Source organism: Micromonospora gifhornensis (assembly GCF_016863515.1).
GTDB lineage: Bacteria > Actinomycetota > Actinomycetes > Mycobacteriales > Micromonosporaceae > Micromonospora > Micromonospora gifhornensis.
Window position 1 is genome coordinate 20,232 of the sequence record NZ_BOPA01000046.1, and the last position, 15,305, is coordinate 35,536.

14 protein-coding genes and 1 tRNA gene are annotated in these 15,305 nt (G+C 71.1%); 9 read left to right on the plus strand and 6 right to left on the minus strand.

Annotated elements, in window-relative coordinates; all coding sequences use genetic code 11:
- Nucleotides 1-129 precede the first annotated feature (129 nt).
- Nucleotides 130-1,119 (plus strand): DMT family transporter, encoded by a 990-nt coding sequence (locus tag Vgi01_RS26545; protein ID WP_204292899.1) that lies wholly within the window; start codon nucleotides 130-132, stop codon nucleotides 1,117-1,119.
- A 124-nt stretch (nucleotides 1,120-1,243) separates the two neighbouring features.
- On the opposite strand, the gene Vgi01_RS26550 is transcribed toward Vgi01_RS26545, so the two are convergent.
- From Vgi01_RS26550 to Vgi01_RS26560, 3 genes are all read right to left on the minus strand, one after another.
- Nucleotides 1,244-2,305 carry a PHP domain-containing protein gene (locus tag Vgi01_RS26550; RefSeq protein ID WP_102659805.1) on the minus strand — a complete coding sequence of 354 codons (1,062 nt, stop codon included), beginning with the start codon at nucleotides 2,303-2,305 and terminating at the stop codon, nucleotides 1,244-1,246.
- Between the two features lie 125 nt (nucleotides 2,306-2,430).
- Nucleotides 2,431-5,349: a glycosyl hydrolase gene (locus tag Vgi01_RS26555; protein WP_204292900.1), complete on the minus strand. Its 2,919-nt coding sequence runs from the start codon at nucleotides 5,347-5,349 to the stop codon at nucleotides 2,431-2,433.
- A gap of 179 nt (nucleotides 5,350-5,528) precedes the next feature.
- The gene (locus Vgi01_RS26560; RefSeq protein WP_204292901.1) at nucleotides 5,529-6,305 is read right to left on the minus strand and encodes a M23 family metallopeptidase; all 777 of its coding nucleotides are present in this window, start codon (nucleotides 6,303-6,305) and stop codon (nucleotides 5,529-5,531) included.
- Nucleotides 6,306-6,427: 122 nt separating this feature from the next.
- Here Vgi01_RS26560 and Vgi01_RS26565 point away from each other — a divergent pair, with 122 nt between their 5' ends.
- The 4 genes from Vgi01_RS26565 to Vgi01_RS26580 all read left to right on the plus strand — a co-directional run bounded on the left by Vgi01_RS26565 (nucleotide 6,428) and on the right by Vgi01_RS26580 (nucleotide 8,352).
- Entirely contained in the window at nucleotides 6,428-6,769 is a 342-nt protein-coding gene (locus Vgi01_RS26565) for a hypothetical protein (protein ID WP_102659808.1), read from the plus strand.
- 87 nt (nucleotides 6,770-6,856) lie between these two features.
- The gene (locus Vgi01_RS26570) at nucleotides 6,857-7,024 is read left to right on the plus strand and encodes a hypothetical protein (protein ID WP_199180293.1); all 168 of its coding nucleotides are present in this window, start codon (nucleotides 6,857-6,859) and stop codon (nucleotides 7,022-7,024) included.
- 133 nt (nucleotides 7,025-7,157) lie between these two features.
- A complete protein-coding gene (locus Vgi01_RS26575) occupies nucleotides 7,158-7,685 on the plus strand; it encodes a tRNA adenosine deaminase-associated protein (RefSeq protein ID WP_102659809.1) in 528 nt (175 codons plus the stop codon).
- Nucleotides 7,686-7,908: 223 nt separating this feature from the next.
- The gene (locus Vgi01_RS26580; RefSeq protein WP_199180295.1) at nucleotides 7,909-8,352 is read left to right on the plus strand and encodes a nucleoside deaminase; all 444 of its coding nucleotides are present in this window, start codon (nucleotides 7,909-7,911) and stop codon (nucleotides 8,350-8,352) included.
- A gap of 108 nt (nucleotides 8,353-8,460) precedes the next feature.
- On the opposite strand, the gene Vgi01_RS26585 is transcribed toward Vgi01_RS26580, so the two are convergent.
- The 3 genes from Vgi01_RS26585 to deoD all read right to left on the minus strand — a co-directional run bounded on the left by Vgi01_RS26585 (nucleotide 8,461) and on the right by deoD (nucleotide 10,409).
- On the minus strand, nucleotides 8,461-8,916 hold the full coding sequence (locus Vgi01_RS26585) for an acyl-CoA thioesterase (protein WP_102659811.1): 456 nt from the start codon (nucleotides 8,914-8,916) through the stop codon (nucleotides 8,461-8,463).
- Entirely contained in the window at nucleotides 8,913-9,551 is a 639-nt protein-coding gene (locus Vgi01_RS26590) for a TetR/AcrR family transcriptional regulator (RefSeq protein WP_204292902.1), read from the minus strand. The genes Vgi01_RS26585 and Vgi01_RS26590 overlap by 4 nt, the downstream gene beginning before the upstream one ends.
- A gap of 150 nt (nucleotides 9,552-9,701) precedes the next feature.
- Nucleotides 9,702-10,409, minus strand: coding sequence for a purine-nucleoside phosphorylase (gene deoD, locus Vgi01_RS26595; RefSeq protein ID WP_102659813.1), 708 nt, complete (start codon nucleotides 10,407-10,409; stop codon nucleotides 9,702-9,704).
- 75 nt (nucleotides 10,410-10,484) lie between these two features.
- Between deoD and Vgi01_RS26600 the strand changes: the two genes are divergently transcribed.
- From Vgi01_RS26600 to Vgi01_RS26615, 4 genes are all read left to right on the plus strand, one after another.
- Nucleotides 10,485-10,571: transfer RNA gene (locus Vgi01_RS26600), tRNA-Ser, on the plus strand.
- A gap of 190 nt (nucleotides 10,572-10,761) precedes the next feature.
- Nucleotides 10,762-11,790: an ABC transporter permease gene (locus Vgi01_RS26605; protein WP_204292903.1), complete on the plus strand. Its 1,029-nt coding sequence runs from the start codon at nucleotides 10,762-10,764 to the stop codon at nucleotides 11,788-11,790.
- Between the two features lie 162 nt (nucleotides 11,791-11,952).
- Nucleotides 11,953-13,584, plus strand: a complete 1,632-nt coding sequence (locus tag Vgi01_RS26610) for an FG-GAP-like repeat-containing protein (RefSeq protein ID WP_239089173.1) — start codon at nucleotides 11,953-11,955, stop codon at nucleotides 13,582-13,584.
- A 51-nt stretch (nucleotides 13,585-13,635) separates the two neighbouring features.
- A complete protein-coding gene (locus Vgi01_RS26615) occupies nucleotides 13,636-15,273 on the plus strand; it encodes an FG-GAP-like repeat-containing protein (protein WP_239089174.1) in 1,638 nt (545 codons plus the stop codon).
- Nucleotides 15,274-15,305 lie beyond the last annotated feature (32 nt).

The window sequence follows — 15,305 nt, forward strand, 5'->3', positions numbered from 1 at the left end:
CCTTCCGCACCGGCGTGGCGACCCGCCGACAGCAGTGGGGTGCCTGGCACGGCACCGCTTTCTGTGGTGCCCGACACGGCGGCGGAAATCCGCAGGACAATGTCGTGCCCCAGGGGCAGAGTGTCAGGGGTGACCATGGACTTCACCCCTGACAAGCCGGCCTTGCGGAGCTGGCTGCCCGGATTCGTCGCCCTCGCCGCCATCTGGGGTTCCAGCTTCCTGTTCATCAAGGTCGGCGTGGCGGAGATGCACCCCCTGCACCTCACCCTCTACCGGGTCGGCGCCGGTGCGCTGACCCTGCTGGTGGTGCTCGCGCTGCTGCGGGACCGACTGCCCCGGGACCCACGCGTGTGGGGCCACCTCTCCGTGATCGCCGCCTTCGGGGTGGCGGTGCCGTTCACCCTGTTCGGCTACGGCGAGCAGCGGATCGAGTCGTTGCTCGCGGGCATCTGGAACGCCACCACTCCGCTGGTGGTGCTGCCGATGGCGGTACTTGTGTTCCGTACCGAGCGGTTGACCGTACGCAATGCCGTCGGGTTGGCGCTCGGCTTCGCCGGTGTGCTGGTGGTGCTCGGCGTCTGGCAGGGCGTCGGCGGTGCCCACCTGGTCGGTCAGTTGATGTGCTTCGGGGCGGCGGCCTGCTACGGCCTCGCCATTCCGTACCAGAAGAAGTTCGTCGCGGGCAGCAAGCTGTCCGGACTGTCGCTGTCGACTGCGCAGCTGGTGCTGGCCACGGCCCAACTCGCCATCGTGGCGCCGCTGGTGGCCGGCGCGCCGCCGGCACCGACCAGCCTGTCGCTGAACGTGGTCGCCGCCGTGCTCGTGCTGGGCGCGATCGGTACCGGACTGGCCTTCGTCATCAACCTGCGCAACATCCGGATCGTGGGCGCCACCACGGCCGCCATGGTGACCTACCTGATCCCGGTCTTCGCCATCGTGATCGGTGCGCTCGTGCTCGACGAGCGGCTCACCTGGCACCAGCCGGTCGGCGCGCTGATCGTGTTGCTCGGCGTGGCCGTGTCGCAAGGGCTGATCGGCCGCCGCCGGGCCCGCACCGCGCGACCTTCCGACCCAGTGGGCGCCGGGGCGACGCCGGCCGCGGAACTCGCGACCCGCTGACCGCTGGCGCTCGTCGGCCGTGTGCGTTCGCCGTTTCGGCGTTGTGGCGGTGACGCGGCATCACGGATACCGCTACTACGGCGATACGGAGTGGATCAAGCGCTGAGGCCCAGGGCAGGGGTGGTCAGGGGGTTGTCCAGGCGAGCAGGTCGGTGGCGGTCCAGGTGTTGATGACGCGGTCGGCGGGGACGCCGCAGCGGGCCGCCCGCTCGCAGCCGAAGCGCTGCCAGTCGAGCTGGCCGGGGGCGTGCGCATCGGTGTCGATGGCGAAGAGACAGCCGGCCTCCAGTGCGCGGCGGATCAACCGCTTGGGCGGGTCCTGACGCTCCGGTCGTGAGTTGATCTCCACGGCGGTGCGGTGTTCCACGCATGCGGCGAAGACCGCGTCGGCGTCGAAGTCGCTCTCGGGGCGGGTCCGCGCGCGGTGTCCGCGGTCGCCCGGACCGGTCACGCCGGCCGGGCGGGACGACACCATCCGGCCGGTGCAGTGCCCGAGGATGTCCAGGTGCGGGTTGGCGACGGCGGTCAGCATCCGCCGGGTCATCCTGGCCCGGTCGTCGTTGAGGCCACTGTGTACGGAGCCGACCACCACGTCCAGGCGGGCGAGCAACTCCTCCTCCTGGTCGAGGGAGCCGTCGGCGAGGATGTCCACCTCGATGCCGGTGAGGATCCGGAATCCCTCCGGCAGCGCCTCGTTGACTTGTGCCACGTAATCGAGTTGCCGGCGCAGTCGGTCCGCGGTCAGGCCGCGCGCCACCTTGAGCCGCGGCGAGTGGTCGGTAAGCACCAGGTACTCGTGGCCCAGCTCGACCGCGGCCAGCGCCATCTCCTCGATCGGCGAGCCGCCGTCGGACCAGTCGGAGTGGGTGTGGCAGTCGCCGCGCAGCGCGGCACGTAGTCGGCTCGCCTCGGCGTCCAGGTCGGTGCCCTCGGTGGCGAGCAGCCGCCGCAGGTAGACCGGTTCCTCGCCGGCCAGCGACTCGGCCACGCAGCGGGCCGTCACGTCACCGACGCCGGCCAGCTCGGTGAGCTTGCCGGCCCGGGCACGCTGCGCCACCTCTGCCGCCGGCAGCGCGGCCAGGGCGCTCGCGGCGGACCGGAAGGCCCGGACCCGGTAGGTGGCCTCGTTCGCCCGCTCCAGCAGGAAGGCGATCCGACGCAGGTCGGCGATGGGATCACGGGTCATGTTCTGCAACCTACGCGCCCGCGCCGCCGGTCGGGAGACGACCGGCGGCGCGGGGTGGGGGGACCGGAGCAGTGGACGAGGGCCCCGAGCCGGGGCGTGGACGCCCCGACCCGGGTGGCCGGTGGTCAGCTGTACGGCAGCCTGATCACCGACTGGTTGCCGACCCCGAGCGTGCTGGGGTTGTTGCCGATGGCGGACCAGACCTCCACCCGTACGGTGCCGTTGCGCAGGTTGCCCAGCGATCCGGTGCTGGAGTGCAGCCCGGCCGCCTGGGTGTAGCGCTCCCAACCGGGGACCGGGTCGGTGGCGAAGTACCGGTAGGTCTCGACCCGCTCCCAGGAACCGTTGCCTGTCAGGTCGTACGAGATGCGGAGCTGTACCCCGTTGCCGACCGCCTGGCCGGCGTCGAGCAGCAGGTCGAACGCGGTCTGCCCGCCGTTGTGGTTGAGGTTGAGCCCGGTCGCGGTGAACACCACCGGGTTACGTGGGGTGCCGTCGTAGTTGCCGCCGCCGGCGCTGGTCACTGTGGTGCTGCCGGCGGTTCCCGCCGCGCCCAGGCCGCCGCCCGACAGCAGGTACCGCACCGGCGAACTGACCGGCCCGGTCGGGGTCGGGGTGGGCGTCGGGGTGGGCGTGGGCGTCGGGGTGGGCGTGGGAGTGGGCGTCGGCGTGGTGGTCGGTGGGGGCGTGCCGCCACCGCCGCTGCCGCCGCTCCAGGTGTGCGCGCCGCTGGTGACGGTCCGTCCCGGTGCCACCGACAGTTGCGTCCCGTCGGAGAACCGTACGGTCAGCTGGGTGTTGGAGATGTTGCTGGCCACGTACGTCCGGGCACCGTTGCGGTTGAAGACGGCGGCCAGCGGGTGGTTGGCGGTGATCCCGGTGTCCACCCGGCCCAGCGCGGCCAGGTTGCGCACCCAGTGGAAGGTGTGCGCCCGACTCTCGCCCTCCTCCGGGGTGTAGCCGGGGTTGGCGCGCAGCTTGGCCAGGGCGGCATCGGCGTCGCCGAGGGCCAGGAACTGCCAGTGCATGTCCTGCCAGATGGTCGGCTCGCCGCCGTTGTTGCGGACCAGTTCGGCGTACTTCTGGGCGTTGTAGTCGGGGTGGTAGCCCAGGTAGAGGTGCCCGCCGGTGATCGGCAGCAGGTTGATGCCCTGGATCATCTCCGGCTCGGCGCTGAACCAGGTGGCGTACGCCCCGCCGTCACCCCAGACCATGCCGACGTTGTTGTGGCCGAACGCGGCGGGGAAGTTCTCACCGGTGACGTCGAACCAGTACTCGTGGATGGCGGCGGCCTGCGTGGTGTAGATGAAGATGCCGGCGTCGCGTACGGCGGTGTTGCCGGTGGCCTGTCCCCACTGGATCAGGGCGTTGGCGAAGTTCATCCCCTCCGACGAGGACTCCTGGTTGTTGCCGCTGGCGAACGCGCCGTGCCCGGCCGCCCAGTCGTGCCCGGCGTAGATGTCGAAGTCACGCAGGTACGGGAAGCGGCTGTCGGTGCGGTCGTAGTTGTTGGCGTCCCGGATCAGCAGGTCGATCATGCCGCCGTACTGGTCCTGGCGGGCCCAGGCGGGGTCGAACTTGGCAAGCGTCGCGGCGGCGGCGATGTAGTAGCCGTAGTGGAAGTGGTGGTCGTTGAGCTCCTGGTCGGAGCCGTACGAGGCGGGGTAGCCGATCAGCGTGCCCCAGCGCTGGTCGTAGTAGAACAGCCGCTCGGTCTCGCCGGCCGAGGCGGTGAGCCAGTCGGTGAGCGTGGCGCGGATGGCGTTCAACGCGGCCGTCCGGGTCTCGGTGTCCCCGACCTGGTCGGCGATCTCGGCGATCCGGGCCGCCCGGCCCAGCCCCTTACCCGTCCAGTAGGTGTCCCCGCCGCGCTGGTCCATCGGGTTGGCGCGGGTCGCCGCCAGGTGCTGGCGCAGCGTGGTCAGGTCGGCGCCGGCTCCCGTGGCGACGGCGGGCACCTCGGGCAGTACGCCGTGGAAGCGCATCGAGGTGCGGAACTCGGCGACCCCGGTGAGCACCTTCATCCGACCCCGGGCCGACGGGTAGGTCTGGGTGATCGGGGTGGCCCCGGTCAGCGCCTTCCACTGGTGCGGGTAGAGGCTGACCACCGTACGCGTCTCGGTGCCCTCGCGGGGCGTGGTGGTGAAGGTGTAACGGGTCTCCACCTGGCTGCTCGACTGCTGGTAGCTGTAGGCGACCCGGGTGCCGGTGACGTGCGCGTGCGCGTACCGGCCGTAGGTGGTGGCGAGTTGAGCGCGGGTGGTGCCGTCGGCGGCGGCCGGCAGCAGGGCGACCGAGAAGTAGCCCCGCCCGGCGAGGTTGGAGCTGATCCGTCCGCCGCTGACGGTCCAGGTCGCGCCGGTCGGCGCGTACGCGACGTAGTCGTGGCCGCGCACGGTGAAGCCGATTGTGGCACCGCTGTTGGACCAGACCGTCGGGCTGCCGCCGGTCGCGTTGATCACCGCGTCGCCGCCGGTGCTGCGGAAGTAGGTGAACGGCAGGCCGTGCCCGATGGTGGCCCGCAGGGTACGTGACCCGTCACTCCAGTACGGGGTGACAGTCCAGTCCGTCCAGTCGTCCACCAGGACGTTCGGGGCGCCCAGCCCGGCCACGCCGACCCGGATGTCCTCGACGTAGGGGTACTTGAACTCGCCGACCCCGGTGGCGGTGCCGGTGATGGTGGCCGTGGAGGTGGCGGAGAAGCCGAGGCCGTCGGTGACCGGCTGGTAGGCGACCGGGTGGGCGTGCAGTGGCTCGCTGAAGGCGCAGTTGAAGCGCTTCCACAGCAGCGAGGACCACCAGTCGTTCGTCGGTACCGGCCCGGCGGGTGCGGCGGCGGTGACGTACTGCCGGGGGTTGGTGGTGAGGTTTCCGCAGCCGCTGGGGAGCGGGCCGACCGGGGTGGTGGTGTAGCTGCCGGCGCCGACCGGCGCGGCCTGTGCGGCGGAGGTGGCGATGACGGCCAGCCCGCCGAGGACGAGGGCCGCGGCGGCGCCGGCGGCCAGGAGTCGGTGGTGGGTGCGGTGTGGGACGGGAGGTCGCATCTTTCCTCCATCGCGCCGGTCCCGGCCGCAGCCGGTGGGCGCGTTTCGTCGTCATTGTGAGTTTAGGTAGGCCAGAGAGCGCTCTCTGAGGTGTTAGGCGGACGGTAGTTCACGAATGAGACCTCCGTCAATGTTGCGGAGTGATGACGTGCGAATGACGCGGGACGCGATGCCCCGGTTCAGCGCCCCGGTGGTTTCGCCGGACAGCCGTGCCGGCGGTGCCAGGCGGCCACCTCGGCCGCCGGTGCGCGGTTGCCGCCCTTGCGCCACGAGTCGAGGTACGGCGCCGGCCAGACCACGCCCCGACGGATCCACCAGCCGTCCTCACCCAGGCACGGCGGCGAGATGCCGAAGTGCAGGTGGCAGACGTTGTTGGCGTTGCCCGTCCGACCCACGGTGCCGAGTTGCTGACCGGCCCGTACCCGCCCGCCGGGCTCGATGCCGACGGCGATCTCGGTCAGGTGCGAGCCGTAGTAGCGCACGCCGTCGTCGCCGAGCACCGACACCGACAGGCCACCGTTGTACGGGCCCTGTGGACCCCGCTTGTCGTACCGGTCCCGGCGGCTGACCTCGCCGACCGTACCGTCGGTCACCGCCACGAACGGTTCGCCGCAGTCGGCGAAGATGTCCGTGCCCGGGTACCCGGAGTGGGTCGGGTGGTAGTCGACGTTGCGGGCGCGTACCGGAAAGACGTGCGGCAGCCGGTCGGCACCCGGTGTGGCGGTCGGTGCCGGTTGATCGGCGCTCTCCGGCCCCGGGCTGCCGGTCGGGCTGCCGGCGGCGGTCGGGGTGGCGCTGGCCGGTGCCGTCGGGCTGGTCCCGGTCGTCGCGCTTGTCGGGCTGCTGGTCGGTGCGGACCAGGTGGGTCCGGGATCTGTCGCGCAACCGGCGGCGAGCACCGGCACGAGCAGCAGCGCCGCGTACGGCAGGTGTCGTCGTCCGGTCAGCGCAACCACCCGGCCATCCTGACAGAACCCGCGCCGTCCGGCCCGGCCGCGTCCGCTCGCCCGCCCGACCGGCGACGGTCCTCCCCGGTACGGTGAGCAGTACCGGCCAGGCGTGGGAGGAGTGGCCAGCGATGATGCCGTACAGCCCGTCGGGTCTCTTCCCCAGCGGGCGCCCGCCGCGTCCCACCTACCGCGAGCCGCACCCGGTCAGCGGCTCGGCCATCGCCGCCGGCGCCACCGGCACGGCCGCCTGGTTGGTCATCTTCGGGCTGCTCGGCGGCAGCCTCACCGGGTACGCCTGGTGGACCCTGATCGCCGGAGCGCTGGCCTGGCTGGTGGCCCTCGTGCTGGTCCGGTACGGCGACCGTGGGGTGGCCACCGGTATCGCCATCGTGACCGCCGGAGGGTGGAGCATCGCGGCTGCCGCGGTCGCCGTCCGGTGGTGGACCAGTGGGGACTGGCCGCTCTGGTGATTCCTACCGGCATTGAGTGCGTTGCGTCGTCGTGCAGGCACTGAAACCCATCTTGACTGTGCCGCCAGGACTCGGCACTCTCCCGGTATGGCCTGGACCACTCCGCGGCTCGACCCGGATCGCAGCCGTCGCCGCCTTCAGCTGCTCGCGCAGTTGGCGGACGCCCGCTCGATACGCGAACGAGAACGGCCACAGCGGGTGCGCACCGAGCGACTGCGCGAGCTGATCGCCACCCGTCGCCGGCTCGCCGGCTGAGCGGAACCAGATACTTCCCCAGGAATGACCGGCCGGCGCTTCGGGGCGTTGACCGGTCGCCTACCGATCCGACCGGCTAACGTGCACGCGTAACGGCTGGCGTGAGCTGTGCCAAGGGCTACTTGGGGGGACCGTGTCGTACTTCGCTGCGGCCGTGGTGCGCGAGAAGGGCGGCTGGACAGCCGCCGAGCTGAGTCTGCGGGGTGTCGCCGACGTCGACGATGTCGCCGAGCGGCTGCGCGACGTCGGACCCGATGCCGACCTGTCGCTGTTGTTCGTCGAGGCGGACGACACCTACCTGGTCATCCTGCGCCTCGACGAGGGTGAGGACCTGCGGGTCTTCGGCTCGGACTCGGCCTTCGCGGAGGAGTCCCGGCTGGGTGCCCTGCTGGTCGGTGACCTCAAGACGTCGATCGCCGGGCTCGACGACGCCGAGGAGACGCCTCCCGCCACGACAAGTGGCGACGACAACGAGCAACCGGCCGTCGACCCGGAGGCCGACCCGGTCGGTGAGGCGGACATCCTGGCCGACCTGGGCATCTCCGCGCAGCAGTTGCTCGCCCTCTGCGCACACGAAGGGCTGATGCCGGCCGACGTCACCGCCGAGGTCTGCCAGGTGCTGGGCTGCGTCGACGACGTCGAGGAACTGCGTGAGGTCTGACCCAGCCGGCGGAGCAACGCCGGGTGGTGCGGGACCTGTCGGCGTCGGATCTGCTGGCGCGCCGGTGGGCGGTGGGGAGCCGGCGGACGCGACCGATCCGGCGTTGGAGACGGTCCGGGCCGGGCAGCCCACTCCCGGTGCGGTCGCACGGGTGGGGCCGGGCGCGCACGAGGGCCTGGCCGATCCGGGCGGCATCGGCCGCCGACAGCGACACGAACTCTGGATGCGCCGCGCCCTGGAGGTCGCGGTAACCGGTCCGGCGGTTGCCGACTCGTCCGGGCCGGCCGACGACGTGCCGGTGGGTGCGGTGCTCTACGGCCCGGACGGTGACGAACTGGCGATCGGCCGCAACGAGCGGGAGCTGACAGGCGATCCGACCGCGCACGCCGAGGTGCTGGCGCTGCGGCGGGGAGCCGAACGGCTGGGCCGCTGGCGGTTGGACGGCTGCACCCTGGTGGTCACCCTGGAACCGTGCACCATGTGCGCGGGCGCGCTGGTGCTGTCCCGGGTGTCCACCGTGGTCTTCGGCGCATGGGAACCGAAGACCGGTGCCGCCGGCTCGCTCTGGGACGTGCTGCGCGACCGCCGCCTCAACCACCGCCCCGAGGTGTACGGCGGAATCCTGGCCACCGAGACCGGCACCGTCATGCGCGCCTTCTTCCGCTGACGTCGCGCCCCGCCGGCCGACGCTGCTGCTGCCGTCGCTGCCTGCTGCTGCCGTCGCTGCCTGCTGCTGCCGTCGGTGCTGGTGCCGGTGCTGGTGCTGGTGCTTGCGTCAGGCGGGGCGTAGCAGGGCGCCGGCGATGCCTCGGGCGAGGTCCGTCCAGGGCGCCGGGCGCAGGGTCGCCGGGTCGAGCCGGACGACGGCTCGCCGCCCCTCGGCGTACACCGTCGTGCCGTCGAGCGAGTGGAAGCGGAAGCCGTAGACGGCGCTGCTGGTGCCGAGGTGCTCCAGCCAGAAGTGCACGCCGACCGGGCCGGTGCCGGTGATCGGCGCACGGAAGCTGATCGCGAACTCGCGGACCGCGTGGAACACGTCGGGGGTGGTGGCCCGCCCGTTCTGCAAGGCGACCCCGTTGGCGGACCAGTACGCGGTGAGCGCCCGCTCCAGCAGCAGCGCGTACCGCGCGTTGTGCAGGATGCCCATGGCGTCGAGGTCGTCGAAGTGCACCATGGCGTGCTCGACGTGGCCGTACTCGACGGCGGTGGGGTCGGCGACGGCGTTGCTCATGGGGTGCCTTCCGGTAGCAGGGTGGGATCGGGGCTCAGGCCCCGGAGCCGGTCCAGCACGCTCCGGCGGGCGTGCCGGTAGGTGCTCTCCGGGTCGAAGAGTCGGGAGCGCATCGCGGCGGCGATCCCGAACGAATCGATCTCGTACGCCAGCAGCGCCACGTCCACCTCGGCGGGCAGCTCACCGAGCTCGACCGCCTCGCGGACGAGCCGTTCCAGGAACGCGGTCCAGTCGGCGAGGACAGTGGCGAGGCGATCGTGCACGGCACCGGGCCGGGCGTTGAACTCGAACTCGGCGGTGCCGAAGAAACACCCCCCAGGCAGCACCCGGGTGGCGTAGAAGTCGATCCGCGCCTCGTGCAACGCCCAGATCCGGCGTACGCCCCGAGGTGCGCGCAGGGCCGGGGCGATGATCAGCTCCTGCCACTGGGCCACGGCCCGGTCGATGGTGGCGAGCTGAAGCGCCTCCTTGGAGCGCCAGTGCGCGAAGATGCCGGACTTGCTCACCCCGAGGGAGTCGGCGAGATGCCCGAGCGACAGCCCGTCGAGGCCGTTCTCGCTGGCCAGGCTGACGGCGGCGTCCAGCACTGCGGTGCGGGTGCGCTCACCCCGGGCCAGCCGGCCGTCGACGGTCATGCCTGCCACCGTACTAAATAAAACCGACCGATCGTATTTATTTCTCCGGTGACGGCCGTCACCCCTCGACGCGAAGCGTCCCGCCATCCCCCGCACACGAAGCGTCCCGTCGCCGACGAGCGGTGACGGGACGCTTGTGGGTGCCGCGAGTCAGGCGACGATGGTGTCCAGGGCGATCTCGACCATCTGGCTGAAGGTCTGCTCCCGCTCCTGGGAGGTGGTCTTCTCGCCGGTCTTGATGTGGTCGCTGACGGTCAGCAGGGTCAACGAGCGTGCCTTGAACCGGGCCGCGATCGTGTAGAGCGCCGCCGACTCCATCTCCACCGCCAGCACCCCGTAGTCGGCCAGCCGGTCGTAGAGATCCGGCCGGTCGGTGTAGAAGGCGTCCGCCGCCAGGATCGGCCCGACCCGCATCGCGATGCCGCGCCGCTCGGCCACCTCCACCGAGGTACGCAGCAGCCCGAAGTCGGCCACCGGGGCGTAGTCGATCAACCCGTCGAAACGCACCCGGTTCATGTTCGAGTCGGTCGACGACCCGATCGCCGCGATCACGTCCCGCAGTTGCAGGTCCTCGGACAACGCGCCACACGAGCCGACCCGGATCAGGGACTTCACGCCGTACTCGTTTACCAGCTCGTGTGCGTAGATCGAGGCGGACGGCATGCCCATCCCCGACCCCTGCACGGAGACCTCGACACCGTTCCAGCGGCCGGTGAAACCCAGCATCCCCCGGACCGTCGAGTAGCAGCTCGCCCCTTCGAGGTAGGTCTCCGCGATCCACTTGGCCCGCAGGGGGTCACCCGGCATCAGGACCCGCTCGGCGATCTCGCCCGGCTTCGCGCCGATGTGCGTACTCATGCCAGTGATCCTGCCAGGCCGGGCGGCCGGGGACCGGTTCGGCGTCCGAACCGGGAGTCCTGTAGCCTCTTCGGCGGTGGCGTGTCCGAGTGGCCTAAGGAGCACGCCTCGAAAGCGTGTGAGGGTTTACGCCCTCCGCGGGTTCAAATCCCGCCGCCACCGCTCGTGAACAGCGAGAACGCCCGGTCGATCCGTGAGGATCGCACCGGGCGTTCTGCTTGTGGTCCCAGTTGAGCGCGGTTCGTGGCCGGGCGGAGCTGAGCACTCGACTCCGGCCCGCGCTAGGTATCCGGGCCCGTGTATGTCTGGCGCCTGCGGGTTAGTGTCAGCCTCCACTCGAGGGAGGATCGCTGTGGTTTTCACGCCTGCACAACCGTTGGCACCCGCCGGACCGGTCACGTCCCGTTCCGGTGGCTCCTTTCGGCCGCATCTGATCTGGGAGGCGGTGCTGCTGGCGCTGACCGTCGTCGCCGCGGTGGTGTGGTCCTCCCAGGACGGGTCGCGGCTGTCGCCGCTGGTGTTCAACATCGCCTCCGCCGGCCTGCTGGCGACCGCTTTCGCGCTGTCGCTGCGCACCGCCACGCCCAACCTCGCGGTCGTCGCCGTCGCGGCCCTCGCCGGCCTGACGTACGCGGCGGTGCTCGACGCCGGCGCCCCGGTCCTCATCGCGGCGGTCGCCGCGATCGCCGCGGCGGCGTTCTTCGGTCTCGGGATGGGCCTGATCGCCGGGCTGCTGCAGGCGCCCGGGTGGGCGGTGTCGCTGGGCGGGCTGGCCCTGACGCAGGGCATTCTGTTCGCCACCATCGGCAGCGGCGGTCCGCGGCGGCTCGCGAGCGAAGGTTGGATCCGGTCCGACGGTGCCGGGGCCGGGTGGCTGGTGCTGTTTCTCCTGGTGTCGATCGGCGGCGCGGTGGTGTGGTCGATTCCGGCGGTGCGGCGGGCGCTGAGCGGCAACCGGGTCGTCGCCGGGGAGCCGCCGTCGCCGTTCGGTGCACGGCTGCTGGGCGCGGTCATCGGCCTGGGCGGTTCCAGCCTGATCGCGGGTGCGGCCGGAGTCCTGCTGGCCGGCCGGATCGGCGCCGCAACCCCATCGGCCGACATCGGCCAGCTGACGTTGGTGGCCGGCGCCGTCCTGCTCGGCGGCGTGAGCGTGGCCGGCGGGCGGGGCGGCTTCGCGGGCACCGTGCTGGGGGTCACCCTGCTGAGCCTGGTGCAGATGACCATCCTCGTCGCGGACGGCCCCCGGTGGCTGTCGGCGGTCGTCTTCGCGTTGGCGATCCTCGCCGGCCTGGGCGTCAGCCGGGCGCTGGAGGCCCTGCAACCGGCACTGCCCGCGAGCGTGTCGGGCACCGGGCCGGTCGAGCCGTTGCGGAGGTACTGACCGCTGTCCGCCTGTCTGCACGGCCGGTTTACGGCCGTGCAGGCCGCGACGTCTGGCCGGACAGACATGGTTTTTGATCTACGTGTCCCTATGCTGTGAGTGCGACAAGGGGATGCGGGGGTTTCTATGCGGCGCAGGCTTGCTGGTCTGACGGTTCTGACGATGGTGGCCGCTGGGTTGACGGTGAGTGCTCCCGCCCGGGCCGCCGACGAGTTCCGGACCATCACCCGGGAGGACGTGATCCTTCAGTACCACCGGGTGCCGAAGCAGGTCACCCCGGTGCAGGGGACCGGGCCCACCCGGTCCGACTTCGACGGTGACGGGGTCGACGACATCGCGGCGGCCAGTGGCTCAACGCACGAACGACTGGCACACCATTCGACCGGGATCGTGGTGGTGCGCTACTCGTCCGCACCGTACGTCGACTACTTCGCGGGTGTGCTCTCGTCGGACGGCGGCTGTGGCTGCTTCGGCATGGCGTTGGCCGCCGGCGATTTCAACGGCGACGGCTACGACGACCTGGCCATCGGTGACTCCGACGAAGTCGATCCGGGCAACAAGACCCATGCCGGTGGGGTGTGGGTGATTCCGGGCAGCCGCAACGGTCTGGTGGTCGACTCGGCGCAGCACTTCAACCAGAGCAGCCCCGGGGTGCCCGGTGCGGCGGAGGACTACGACTGGTTCGGTTCGGCGCTGGCGGCCGGTGACATCAACGGCGACGGCCGCGACGACCTGGCGATCGGGGCGTACGGCGAGTCGATCGGCAAGGTCAAGGAGGCCGGTGCGGTCACCGTCCTGTACGGCGGGGTGGGCGGCCTGCGGACAGCCGGCGCGCAGCAACTGCACCAGAACCAGGCTGCCGTGCCGGGTGCCGCCGAGCGCGGTGACCACTTCGGCTTCACGCTGGCCATCGGCAAGGTGAACGAGAACAAGTACGCGGACCTGGTCATCGGCGCACCGCACGAGAACGACGGTCAGACCTGGAACGGCAGCGGCATGGTGACCCTGATGTGGGGCTCGGCGAACGGGGTGAAGCTCAGCGGGGCCACCTCGGTCACCGGCGCGGGGGTCTACAAGGCGACCGGCCGCCAGGACACCATCGCCTGGTATCTCGGTGAGGCGTTGGCGATCGGTGACGTGAACGGCGACGGCCTGGGCGAGGTGATCGCCGGAGCACCCGGTGCCCAGACCCCGCACCTCTACGGTGGTCTGATCGCGGCCTTCACCGGTCGTACCGGTGGCGCGGGCCTGTCCGGCAAGGCTGTGAAGATCATCACCCAGCGTACGGCCGGTGTTCCGGGCAGCCCGGAGCAGGAGGACCGGTTCGGTGCGGCGCTCGCGGTGGGTGACGTGACCGGCGACGGTCGGGCCGACGTGCTTGTGGGTGCGCCCGGCGAGGCGATCGGCAAGAAGACCAAGGCAGGCACGATCGCCCTGCTCAAGGGCTCTGCCTCCGGGTTGACCGGTACCGGGGCTCAGGGGTTCGACCAGGACCATGCGGTGGTGCCGGGCGGTGCGGAACGTGGCGACCATTTCGGCGCTTCGGTCGCCATCCTCAACCTCGACGGAAAGGGCCCACTGGACGCTGTCGTGGCATCGACCGGCGAAGAAGTCGCTGGCGACCAGGCCGGGTATCCTTCCGGCACGTTGTCGCGGTTCCTCGGCGCCTCGGGCGGTCTAGTGCCGCAGGCGGGCTCCTGGAGTGGTGCGTCGTTGCGCACCGACCGGATCTGGCCGCAGTGGTACGGCGTGCGGATCGCCGGCCCGGTCAGCGGCGGCCCACGATATTTCTGATCTTCCGAAACGGGGTTCTTGATGCGGCGAAGTGTCGCAGGACTGTCCACCTTGGCCATCGGAGCTGGTCTGGCGGTGAGTGTGCCCGCCCCGGCGGCAGCGAACGACTACCGGACGGTCACCCGGGACGGGATCGTTCTTCAGCACTACCGGGTCGCGAAGGCGACCACGCCGGTCAAGGGGACCGGGCCGACCCGGTCCGACTTCGACGGTGACGGGATCGACGACATCGCCGCCTCCGCCGACCCCACTGAGTACCGCTTCCCACAGGCGCCGATGGGTCTGGCGGTGGTGCGGTACTCCTCGGCACCGTATGTCGACTACTTCGCGACCGCGGTCACGCCGGCCGGCGGTGAGCCCGCCTTCGGTGAGGTACTCGCCGCCGGGGACTTCAACGGTGACGGCTACGACGACCTGGCCGTCGGCGACTACGGCGAGTACGACCTGAGCGCGAAAGCGAATGCGGGAGGGGTCTGGGTGATCCCCGGCAGCAGCAACGGTCTGCGGCTCGATGCGGCGAAGCATTTCACCCAGAGCACCTCGGGGGTGCCGGGTGCCTCGGAGCAGGGAGACTGGTTCGGTTCGGCGCTGGCGGCCGGTGACATCAACGGCGACGGCCGCGACGACCTGGCGATCGGGGCGTACGGCGAGGCGATCGGCAAGCTCACCTACGCTGGCGCGGTCACCGTCCTGTACGGCGGAGCCAACGGGCTGACCGGCACCGGGGCGCAGCAGTTGCACCAGAACCAGGCTGCGGTGCCGGGTTCTGCCGAACGCAACGACCACTTCGGCTGGACCCTGGCCATCGGCAAGGTCAACGACAACAAGTACGCCGACCTGGTCATCGGCGCGCCCGGCGAGAACGAGGACAGCTCGCCGACCGGCAGCGGGATGCTCACGCTGATGTGGGGCTCGGCGAACGGGGTGAAGCTCAGCGGTGCCACCTCGGTCACCGGGGCGGCGCTGCGCAAGGCGACCGGTCGTGACGACAGTTACGTGCGGAGCCTCGGTATGGCGCTGGCCATCGGTGACGTCAACGGCGACAAGCTGGGCGAGGTGATCGCCGGGGCACCGTACACGCAGTCCCCGAAGGGCAACGAGGGTATGGTCGCGGTCTTCACCGGTCGTACCGGTGGTGCCGGCCTGTCCAGCAGCGCGGTGAAGCTGTTCAGCCAGCGTACGCCCGGGGTGCCCGGTTCGGCGGAAGTCGGTGACCTGTTCGGTGCGACCCTGGCGGTCGGTGACGTGACCGGCGACGGTCGGGCCGACGTGCTTGTGGGCGCGCCCGGTGAGGCGATCGGTACGAAGAAGCGGGCGGGCACGGTAGCCCTGCTCAAGGGATCCGCCTCCGGATTGACCGGCACCGGTGCGCAGGGCTTCGACCAGGACCACCCGGTCGTGCCGGGTGGGGCCGAGAGCAACGACCTGTTCGGTGGCGAGGTGGCCATCCTCAACCTCGACGGCAAGGGCCCGCTGGACGCGATCGTGACCTCGCCCGGGGAACTGGTAAGCGCGGACCCGGAGCGGCCCGCATCCGGGTCGGTCGCCCTGTTCCACGGTGGTTCCGGTGGGTTGGTTCCGCAGTCCGCCTCGTGGAGTGGTGCGAGTATGCGTACCGACTTCGTCTGGCCCAAGTGGTACGGCCGTCGCCTGGCCACCGCCCAGTCCGGCGGCCTGATGTACCACTGATCTGCGGCCCGATCGCCCCCGCCACCGCCTGC